Origin of the sequence: Streptomyces sp. ISL-99 (genome assembly GCF_018614005.1) — a bacterium.
Classification (GTDB): Bacteria; Actinomycetota; Actinomycetes; order Streptomycetales; family Streptomycetaceae; genus Streptomyces; species Streptomyces flavidovirens.
Genome location: NZ_JAGGPC010000074.1, coordinates 1 through 7,693, shown reverse-complemented (window position 1 = coordinate 7,693; position 7,693 = coordinate 1). Strand labels below are relative to the sequence as shown.

At 69.6% G+C, this 7,693-nt stretch carries 8 protein-coding genes, 1 other RNA gene and 1 pseudogene; 2 read left to right on the top strand and 8 right to left on the bottom strand.

Annotated features, from left to right (window positions below):
* Together J7E91_RS32540 and J7E91_RS32535 are read right to left on the bottom strand one after the other, a co-directional pair.
* Positions 1 to 353 (bottom strand): annotated as a pseudogene (locus tag J7E91_RS32540) (MFS transporter); the annotation flags it as partial.
* 124 nt (positions 354 to 477) lie between these two features.
* Positions 478 to 1,491: a LysR family transcriptional regulator gene (locus J7E91_RS32535; protein WP_214910520.1), complete on the bottom strand. Its 1,014-nt coding sequence runs from the start codon at positions 1,489 to 1,491 to the stop codon at positions 478 to 480.
* 83 nt (positions 1,492 to 1,574) lie between these two features.
* Here J7E91_RS32535 and J7E91_RS32530 point away from each other — a divergent pair, with 83 nt between their 5' ends.
* Positions 1,575 to 2,897 (top strand): MFS transporter, encoded by a 1,323-nt coding sequence (locus J7E91_RS32530; RefSeq protein WP_214910518.1) that lies wholly within the window; start codon positions 1,575 to 1,577, stop codon positions 2,895 to 2,897.
* Positions 2,898 to 2,926: 29 nt separating this feature from the next.
* Here the strand turns inward: J7E91_RS32530 and ssrA are convergent.
* The 5 genes from ssrA to J7E91_RS32505 form a co-directional block, all read right to left on the bottom strand.
* Positions 2,927 to 3,297: a transfer-messenger RNA gene (gene ssrA, locus J7E91_RS32525) on the bottom strand.
* A 118-nt stretch (positions 3,298 to 3,415) separates the two neighbouring features.
* On the bottom strand, positions 3,416 to 3,901 hold the full coding sequence (smpB, locus tag J7E91_RS32520; protein WP_214910516.1) for an SsrA-binding protein SmpB: 486 nt from the start codon (positions 3,899 to 3,901) through the stop codon (positions 3,416 to 3,418).
* An 18-nt stretch (positions 3,902 to 3,919) separates the two neighbouring features.
* Positions 3,920 to 5,092, bottom strand: coding sequence for a S41 family peptidase (locus J7E91_RS32515; protein WP_214910514.1), 1,173 nt, complete (start codon positions 5,090 to 5,092; stop codon positions 3,920 to 3,922).
* Positions 5,093 to 5,160: 68 nt separating this feature from the next.
* Positions 5,161 to 6,078 (bottom strand): permease-like cell division protein FtsX, encoded by a 918-nt coding sequence (gene ftsX / locus J7E91_RS32510; RefSeq protein WP_214910512.1) that lies wholly within the window; start codon positions 6,076 to 6,078, stop codon positions 5,161 to 5,163.
* A gap of 9 nt (positions 6,079 to 6,087) precedes the next feature.
* Entirely contained in the window at positions 6,088 to 6,744 is a 657-nt protein-coding gene (locus tag J7E91_RS32505; protein WP_214910510.1) for a cell division ATP-binding protein FtsE, read from the bottom strand.
* Positions 6,745 to 6,996: 252 nt separating this feature from the next.
* On the opposite strand from J7E91_RS32505, the gene J7E91_RS32500 reads away from it, so the two are divergent.
* Complete coding sequence (locus J7E91_RS32500; protein ID WP_214910508.1) at positions 6,997 to 7,191, top strand: hypothetical protein; 195 nt, start codon at positions 6,997 to 6,999, stop codon at positions 7,189 to 7,191.
* 83 nt (positions 7,192 to 7,274) lie between these two features.
* On the opposite strand, the gene J7E91_RS32495 is transcribed toward J7E91_RS32500, so the two are convergent.
* Positions 7,275 to 7,693: LPXTG cell wall anchor domain-containing protein (locus tag J7E91_RS32495; RefSeq protein WP_214910506.1), on the bottom strand; the 419-nt coding region annotated here is incomplete at its 5' end.

Sequence of the window (7,693 nt, the reverse complement as noted above, 5' to 3'; positions counted from 1 at the left end):
GTGCCGGGCTCCATCACGGCGTACGCCGCGCCCGTGGGCAGCAGCAGCATCAGCGCGCTGAAGATGGTCCAGTTCCGGCCGCCGAAGCGGGCCACCGCGAAGGTGTACGGGACGCGGACGACGGCCCCGACGAGAGTGGCCGTGGCGATCAGGAAGAACTTGCCGGCCGGGTCGATGCCGTACTCCGGGCCCATGAAGAGCACCATGACGGACCACAGAGTCCAGATCGAGAAGCCGATGTGCTCGGAGAACACCGAGAACAGCAGGTTGCGGCGGGCGATCTGCTCACCGCCCTCCCGCCAGAACGTCTCGTCCTCGGGGTCCCAGTGCTCGATCCAGCGCCGCCCAGTCATCACGTGCCTCCACAGGTGTCGGGTCGATGGACCTGACGCTAGGGACGGCGGGTTTCAGCCCCGTGTTACGAGATGACTGCCGCGCAACCTTGCTCTCACGCGGGGCCGAGTGGGGCGGTGAGGCTCAGGGTGAGCGGAACGTTTCTCCGTACGTCCTACGAGTCGGTGGCGACATCGGGCGCGGCCGCATCAGTGACCTGTCGGTCTCGGGCAGCCAGCCGCCTGCGGGCAGCTCCAGCCACGCGTGCCGCTCCACGAGCTCGCACATCGTCTCCTTCAGGGCTTCGAGCCCCTTGTGGCGCAGCCCTTTTCGCCACACGAGTGAAATGGGCGACAGCGGTACGGGATCGACGATCGGCCGCAGCTCCATGCCGGGCACCGCGATGAACTCGGTACTGGCCAGCACCGACCAGCGCCGCTTGCGAATGACCCGGACGAACTCCTCGGCACCCTCGATCTCCGGGAACGGCGCCGCCACCTCGATGCCCCGCCCCGCGAAGAGCCGTACCGCAAGATCGGTCCACTCGGCGGTGGCCGGGTTGCCCGCGCCCGCGTAGAGCGTCTCCCCCGCGAGCGCGTCCAGCGGCACCTCGGCCAGGGCGGCCAGCGGATGGTCGCCGGGGAGCAGTACGGCCATCCGCTCGAAGCGCACCGGCCAGTGCTCCAGCTGGTCGAGCACGGCGGGATCGAGCCCGGCGACCCGCCCCGAGGACACGTCCAGCCGGCCGGCGACGATCGCGGCCGCCGCGCCCGTGAGGCCACTGTGGAAACGCGCGACGAACTCGACGTCGGGCGCGGCCGCCCGCGCCGTCTCCAGCACCTGGTAGGCGGTGCCGACCGGCGCGCTCACGTCCACGACCAGCGGCCGCTCGTCGGGCGCCCAGGCCGCATCCAGCTCGTCGTACGCCGCCAGCACCCGTCGCGCGTACGGCAGGAGCCGCTCGCCGTCCGCCGTCAGCGACACGCTCCGGGTGGACCGTACGAACAGCTCGGAGCCCAACTCCCGCTCCAGGCGCCGCACGTCACGGCTCAGCGCCTGCTGGGCGACGTAGAGCCTGGCTGCGGCGCGGGTGAAGTGGAGATCCGCGGCGACCGCCTCGAAGGCGCGCAACAGGCGGGGTTCGATGTCATGGGGCACGCCGTGAACTTACAACGCAGGTGCGTGAATCGGCGCCCAGAAGGTGTTGGACCGCCACGGGCCCTCGCCGTGAAGCTTGATCCATGCCCGCCCAAGCTCGCTCTTTCTCACCCTTCCCTGCCGTGTCCGGTGATGTCCTGATCGTCGCGGACCGCCCCACGTACGCGTACGAACCGCGACACCGGTCACGCCCCCGCAGACCCGGACGCTTCTCTCCCTACCGCCGTCTCTTCGCCACCCCCGGGGCCCGCGCGTTCACCGCGGGCAACCTCCTCGCCCGCCTTCCGATGGGCATGTTCAGCGTGAGCGCGGTCATGATGATCGCCGGTTCGCGCGGCTCGTACGCCCTGGCAGGCGCCGTCACCGCGACCGGCCTCGCCGTCACCGCCCTGGTGGCGCCCTGGACGGCCCGGCTCGTCGACCGGCACGGGCAGGCCCGCGTCGCGGTGCCCGCCACCGCCGTCGCCGTACTGGGCTCGCTCGCTCTGCTCCTGTGCGTCCGTTACGGCGCCCCCAACTGGACGCTCTTCGCCGCGTACGCCGCCACCGCCACCACCCCCAACACGGGCGGCATGTCCCGCGCCCGCTGGGCCCACCTGCACCGGGGCGATCCGGCGGCCCAGCACACCGCGAACTCCTTCGAGCAGGCCGCCGACGAGCTGTGCTTCATGCTGGGCCCGGTCGTCGCCGCGTTCCTCTGTACGGCGCTCTTTCCCGAGGCCGGCACCCTGACCGGGGCGATCCTCCTGATGACCGGCGTACTGATCTTCGCCGCCCAGCGGGCCACGGAACCGCCCGTCGCCCCCCGCACGACGACCGCCCGCTCCCCGCTCCGCCTGCCCGGCATGCCCGCGCTGCTGGCCGTCTTCCTCGCCACGGGCGGCGTCTTCGGTTCCATGGAGGTCGTCACCCTGGCCTTCGCCGACGGTCTGGGCCACGGCGCGGCGGCGGGCCCGGTCCTCGCCCTCCAGGCGGCGGGATCATGCGTGGCCGGCCTGCTGTACGGCTCCGCGCGCCCGGCGGCCCGCCCGCACCGACGCCTGCTCGTGTGCGTCGCGGCGATGACCCTGCTGATGTCGGTGCCCCTGCTCGCGGCCTCGACGGGCTCGCTGGCCGCGGTCGCCGGGGCGCTGCTGCTGGCGGGAGCGGCAACAGCACCCACGATGGTCACCGGCATGACCCTGCTCCAACGCGTGGTCCCGCAGGCCCAGTTGAACGAGGGCATGACCCTGGCCGTCACCGCGATCCTGGGCGGCATAGCCGCAGGCGCGGCGACCGGCGGCTGGCTGGCGGAACACACCCACCCGGCCTCGGGCTACGCCGCCCCGGTGGCGGCCGCGGCCGTCGCCCTGCTGCTGTGCTTGAGGACGCGCCCGCAGGCCACGACAAAGGCCCCGCCGTCCTAGGACAGCGGGGCCTCGGCCTCACATGGGAATTGTGGAGATGGCGGGAATCGAACCCGCGTCCAACGGTGCAGAACCAGGGCTTCTCCGAGTGCAGTCCGCTGCGATTTTCTCGGCCCCGGAGATCACACGGACAAGTCTCCGACGGGCTCAGTCACTGTTTGATTTCCCACCCGATCCCGTGACCGGACCGAGTGGTTTAGTTCCCTTGATGATGCCAGGATCCGGGTCGGGAACACCCCCGGGCTGACACTTCGCTAAGTCGCTACTTAGGCAGCGAGGGCGAAGGAATCGCGCTTGGAATCGGCGATTATTGGTTGCGACATATGGTTAACGAGATCATTGCCGCTTCCTCGACTCGCTTCCCCTGCCTCGACATCCGCTGTCGAAACCGATCATCCCCATGTTTTTTTATCAAGGTGGTGCCGTACCCCTGGGGGCACAGGCGCCATCGTACGTGAACAACGTACGACCGTGCCAGCCTATTCCTGCCGGCCCGGCGCCGGCCCGGCAAAGCGCCCTCAGAGCCGCCCGCGCTCCCTGCGCTTCACCGCCGAGATCGCCCGGTTCGTCTCCCGCAGGTCCTGCTTCTCCCGCAGCGTCTGCCGCTTGTCGTACTCCTTCTTGCCCTTGGCCAGCGCGATCTCGATCTTGGCCCGGCCGTCCTTGAAGTACATCGCGAGCGGCACGATCGTGTGACCCGTCTCCTGCGACTTGCTCGCGAGCTTGTCGATCTCCACCCGGTTCAGCAGCAGCTTGCGCTTGCGGCGCGCGGAGTGGTTGGTCCACGTCCCCTGCGTGTACTCCGGTACGTGCACGTTGTGCAGCCACGCCTCGCCCCCGTCGAGCTGCACGAAGCCGTCCACCAGCGAGGCGCGTCCCTGGCGCAGGGACTTCACCTCGGTGCCGGTCAGGACCATGCCGGCCTCGTAGGTGTCGATGATGAGGTAGTCGTGTCGCGCCTTCTTGTTCTGCGCGATCATCTTGCGCCCTTTTTCCTTAGCCATAGTGCGTTCATTTTCGCACTACGACCCTCCCCCGAGGCCACTCAATACTGTGCGGGCCCGCTCTTCGGCCCGCTCGCTCACCGCGAGGTCCGGGCTGATGCCCCTGCCGTCGACGCTGTGGCCGGCGGGAGTGCGGTAGTGACCGACGGTGAGCTCCGCCACGGATCCGTCCGGCAGGCGGCTCGGCATCTGCACGGAGCCCTTCCCGAACGTACGCGAACCCACAGTGACCGCCCGTCCACGGTCCTGGAGCGCGCCCGTGACGAGCTCCGCCGCGCTCATGGTGCCGCCGTCGACGAGCGCCACGACCGGACGGTCGGTGTCCCCGCCCGGCTCCGCGTACAGCGCGCGCTGCTCGCCCTCCATGTCGTACGTCGCCACCAGGCCGCCGTCGAGGAAGGCGGAGGCGGCGGTGACGGCCTCGGTGACGAGCCCGCCGCCGTTGCCGCGCAGGTCGAGGAGTACGCCGTGATCCTTCGGTACGGCGCGGACCGCTTCGCGCACCTGCTCGCCGGAGCCCTTGGTGAAGGCCGCCACCTTGATCAGCGTGGCGCCGTCCGCGAGCCGCTCCACGGTGACGGCCTCGGTGGTCAGCCGCGCGCGCCGCAGCCGCTCGCTCCACTGACGCCCACCGCGCTCCAGACCGAGTACGACGGAGCTGCCGGCCTCGGCCCCGCTGCCGCCGTCGCCGCGCAGGAGCTGGACGACCTCGGTGACGGGGCGGTTCTCCACCGGGCGCCCGTCGATCGTACGGAGCCGGTCGCCCGCCCTGACTCCGGACCGCTCGGCCGGGCCGCCACGCTGCACTCTGGACACCTCGATGCGACCGTCCTCGGCGCGCTCGGCCCACAGTCCGACGCCCGTGTACTCACCGTCGAGCGCCTGCTCGAACTCCTCGAACTCCGCCGGGTCGTACACCGCGCCCCACCGGTCCCCGCTGCGGCTGACGACCTCTTCGGCCGCCTCCTTGCCGGACTTGCCGTCGGCCATCGCCTTGGCGGCGGCGTCGGCGACCGCCTCGCGGTCAGCCGTGGCCGCGACGGAACGGGCCGTGAGGGAAGGGGACTTCGCGTCGTCGCGCTGCCAGGCATCGGTGGCTGCCGCGGTGACGAGTACGGTCGCGAAAACCAACGTCAGGGCCGCCCCGCGGCGAACACCGCGGGGCCGAGGAGTGACTTCCGGGCCCGGCATGGCGCCGAGTCTAGGACAAACAAAGGGCGCCGCACGGTCGGTTGACCGTACGACGCCAGGGGCTCATGTCACACCTTGAGGTACTTGCGCAGCGCCACGAACCCGGCGAGCGCGGGCATCAGCAGGGCGATCGCGAGCACCAGCGGCAGCTTGGCGAGTACCGCGTCCCAGCCGATGAAGTTGACGAGGGTCAGCTTCTCGGACAGCGCCAGGCCGTGGTCGATGAGGAAGTACCGGCCCGCGAGCAGCATGACGCAGGCGAACACACCGCCGATCAGACCCGCGACCGCCGCCTCCATGATGAACGGCATCTGGATGTAGAAGCTCGACGCGCCCACGAGCCGCATGATGCCCGTCTCGCGCCGCCGGCTGAAGGCGGAAACGCGCACCGTGTTGACGATCAGCATCAGCGCGATGACGAGCATCAGGGCCATCACGTAGAGCGCGACCACGTTCATGCCGTTCATCAGGTTGAAGAGGTTGTCGAGGATGCCGCGTTGGTCCTGGACGGACTGCACGCCGTCCCGGCCCGCGAACGCGGTCGCGACCACCTTGTACTTCTCCGGGTCCTTGAGCTTGACCCGGTACGACTCCTGCATCTGGTCCGGGGTGATGGTGTCGGCCATCGAGGAGTCCCCGAACTGCTCCTTGTAGTGCTTGAAAGCCTCGTCGGCCGACTCGTACTCGACTTTCTTGACGACGTCCATCTTGTCGAGGTCGGCTTTGACCTGCTTCTTCTGCTCAGCGGTGACCGCCCCCTTGGCGCACTTGGGGATGGTCTCCGCGTCGTTCTTGTTGCAGAAGAAGATGGAGACGTTGACCTTGTCGTACCAGTAGCCCTTCATCGTGCTCACCTGCTCGCGCATGAGCAGCGCCCCGCCGAACAGGGCGAGGGAGAGGGCGACGGAGATGACCACCGCGAAGGTCATGGTGAGGTTCCGGCGGAGACCGACGCCGATCTCCGACAGGACGAACTGGGCGCGCATGGCGTCCTTTCAGTGCTGGTAGCCGTAGACGCCGCGAGACTGGTCGCGCACGAGGCGGCCACCCTCGAGTTCGATGACGCGCTTGCGCATCTGGTCGACGATCTGCTGGTCGTGGGTCGCCATCACCACAGTGGTGCCGGTGCGGTTGATGCGGTCCAGCAGCTTCATGATGCCGACGGAGGTCTGCGGGTCGAGGTTGCCGGTCGGCTCGTCCGNNGCGATCGCCACGCGCTGCTGCTCACCACCGGAGAGCTCACCGGGCATCCGGTCCTCCTTGCCGCCGAGACCGACGAGATCGAGGACCTGCGGCACGGACTTGCGGATCTCGCCGCGCGACTTGCCGATGACTTCCTGCGCGAACGCGACGTTTTCCCCCACGGTCTTGTTGGGGAGAAGCCGGAAGTCCTGGAAGACGGTGCCGAGCTGGCGCCGCATCTGCGGCACCTTCCAGTTGGACAGGCGCGCGAGGTCCTTGCCGAGGACGTGCACCTGGCCGTGGCTGGCGCGCTCCTCACGCAGCAGCAGCCGCAGGAAGGTTGACTTACCGGAGCCGGAAGAGCCCACGAGGAAGACGAATTCGCCCTTCTCGACCTCCAGGGAAACATCCCTGAGGGCGGGGCGGCTCTGCTTCGGGTAGGTCTTGGAGACGTTGTCGAATCGGATCACGGGTGCACCACGGTCGCCGGGAGTAGGTGAGCGTGACCATACGCGACGCGGGCACGGCCGCGCAGTCGGCGTCCTGCGATGGGCGTTTTATCACGGATCGGCGATGCATTCCGACCGGAACGGAACGGCCGCAACACTGCGGGGCGCGCCGGAACCCGTGGGAGCTGGCACAGTGGGAGGGGGAACGGTCACGTTCCCCTGAGCGTTGGGCGGAGTGACAGGCGGCTCCGCCGCGCGGGAGGAGGAATGCGCATGACCTATGACCGACTGGTGTGCGCGAACTGCGCGGCGCCTGTGAATCAGGGCCGGTGCCCGGTCTGCCGGGCCAACAGGGCGAGAATGCAGCAGGAGGGCGGCCCGCTGGGCGCGCTGAGCCCTGCGGCACTGGTGGCGCTCGTGGCGCTGCTGGTGGCGGCGGTGGCCCTGCTGGTGCACCAGACCGCGTAGTGCCCGACCCGGCCCTACCGCTCGGTACGCCGGTTTTTGCCGCTCGTACCGCTTCCACGGCCCCTCTTGTACGCCTAGCTGGTTCAGGCGACCGTACGGCCGTTGACCAGGCGCGGCAGCATGCGGAAGCCGATGCCACCGGCGATCATCGTCGCGGCACCGATCAGCAGGAACGAGGTCTGGGCGGCGCCCGTCGCGGCGAGCTCTTCCTTGGCCTTGCCCTGAGCCACCGGCTGCGAGCCGGCGCTGTCGGTGTCGGTGTTGTCCTCGCACTCGGCACCGTCGAGGTCGAGGGTGCAGGTGCCGGCGTCACCGTCGGTGCCGCCGTCGGAGCCACCAGTCGCGGAGCCACCGTCGTCGGTGCCGCCGTTACCGCCGCCACCGTTCTGGTTGCCGTTGTTGCCGCCGTTACCGTTACCGCCGTTGCCGCCGGTGCCGTTACCGCCGTTGCCGCCGGTGCCGTTACCGCCGTTGCCACCCGGGTCGGTCGGGATGTCCGGGT

What these genes read in the sequence shown, in the direction of transcription:
- J7E91_RS32500 (WP_214910508.1), top strand. Translation starts at nt 6,997, where the DNA reads ATGACCTATGACCGACTGGTGTGCGCGAACTGCGCGGCGCCTGTGAAT.
- smpB (WP_214910516.1), bottom strand. Translation starts at nt 3,901, where the DNA reads ATGGCTAAGGAAAAAGGGCGCAAGATGATCGCGCAGAACAAGAAGGCG.
- J7E91_RS32515 (WP_214910514.1), bottom strand. Translation starts at nt 5,092, where the DNA reads ATGCCGGGCCCGGAAGTCACTCCTCGGCCCCGCGGTGTTCGCCGCGGG.
- ftsX (WP_214910512.1), bottom strand. Translation starts at nt 6,078, where the DNA reads ATGCGCGCCCAGTTCGTCCTGTCGGAGATCGGCGTCGGTCTCCGCCGG.
- J7E91_RS32530 (WP_214910518.1), top strand. Translation starts at nt 1,575, where the DNA reads ATGCCCGCCCAAGCTCGCTCTTTCTCACCCTTCCCTGCCGTGTCCGGT.